The organism is uncultured Campylobacter sp. (assembly GCF_937980635.1).
Lineage (GTDB): Bacteria > Campylobacterota > Campylobacteria > Campylobacterales > Campylobacteraceae > Campylobacter_B.
This window is the reverse complement of record NZ_CALJPG010000026.1, coordinates 1-1138: the sequence shown is the minus strand read 5'-3', so window position 1 is coordinate 1138 and position 1138 is coordinate 1. Positions and strand designations below refer to the sequence as shown.

Sequence of the window (1138 nt, the reverse complement as noted above, 5' to 3'; positions counted from 1 at the left end):
GATTGATGCGCTGAAAAGGACGCTAAAAGATCCTGAAATTTTTAAAAATTTAAAGGAATGACAATGGTACAGACGACTTGGGGATGGCTCATAGTCATCTATTTGTTTTTAGGCGGTTTAGGCGCCGGGGCATTTTTGTGCTCGGCTTTGGCTTACAAGGGCTTTTTGGGCTCATTAAACGAGAGGTTTTATAAGTTCGGCTTTCTGCTAGCACCAGTAGCAGTGATAATAGGAACTGCACTTTTGCTATTTGACTTGGCACCGAGCGCCGCGATAAATCCTCTTAAAATTTTACAGCTCTACACGCGCCCGGTATCGATGATGAGCATAGGCACATACCTGCTTACGTTTTTCATCGTAATTAGCGTTTTAGTGCTTTTGCAGATCAAAAAGAGCGGTAAAATTTGCGATATGATGCTCACGCTCGGAGCTATTTTGGCGCTTGGAGTGATGGGATATACCGGGCTACTGCTTTACGTCGTAAAGGCGATCCCGCTTTGGGCTAGCGTGTGGCTACCGATTTTATTTACGATCTCCGCGATCTCTACAGGGCTTAGCGCAAATGCTGCCGCTACGCTAAATGCGGGGCACGGGCTAAGCCACTGCGCGCATAAATTTCATGTCGTGATAGTCGCGCTTGAGATTGTTGCGGTGCTAGCGCTATTTGCTAGCGTAAGAAGCGAGGCTGCGGGCATGGCTAGCGTAACTAAGATAGTCAGCGGCTCGCTTGCGCCGATGTTTTGGATAGGCTTTGTCGTGTTTGGGCTTGCTCTGCCACTGCTAGGCGGAAGCAAATTTATGCTTCGCAGCTGCAGCGTGAATGCAGACGGTAGCGTCTGCGCGCACGGCGGCGAGGAGGTAAAAAGCTGTGTTTATAACGAATACGGCGTGCTTGTGGGCGGCTTCTGCCTAAGAGCGTTTATCGTGCTTGGCGCGGTCTATATATTTTAGGTCATTAAGGTAAAGCTTTATTGCTTTACCTTAAAATATGCTAGTCAAATTTTTGACCAAAAAGCCAGGTGCTCTGATTTTCGCTAATTTGAAGTATTACTTTTGACTCTATAAACTTTTTATCTTCATCGCTCAATATTCCCGTATCATCATTTAATATCTCATTAAATGAAGCATCTCCTATATT

The 1138-nt window shown here is 45.8% G+C and carries 1 protein-coding gene; it reads left to right on the top strand.

The features are described from left to right. The first annotated feature begins 63 nt into the window (after nucleotides 1-63). Entirely contained in the window at nucleotides 64-951 is an 888-nt protein-coding gene (gene nrfD, locus Q0460_RS08095) for an NrfD/PsrC family molybdoenzyme membrane anchor subunit (RefSeq protein WP_299086274.1), read from the top strand. Nucleotides 952-1138: the final 187 nt, after the last annotated feature.

Excerpts from the sequence above, each read along its gene's own strand:
- nrfD (WP_299086274.1), top strand. The coding sequence starts at position 64 with ATGGTACAGACGACTTGGGGATGGCTCATAGTCATCTATTTGTTTTTA.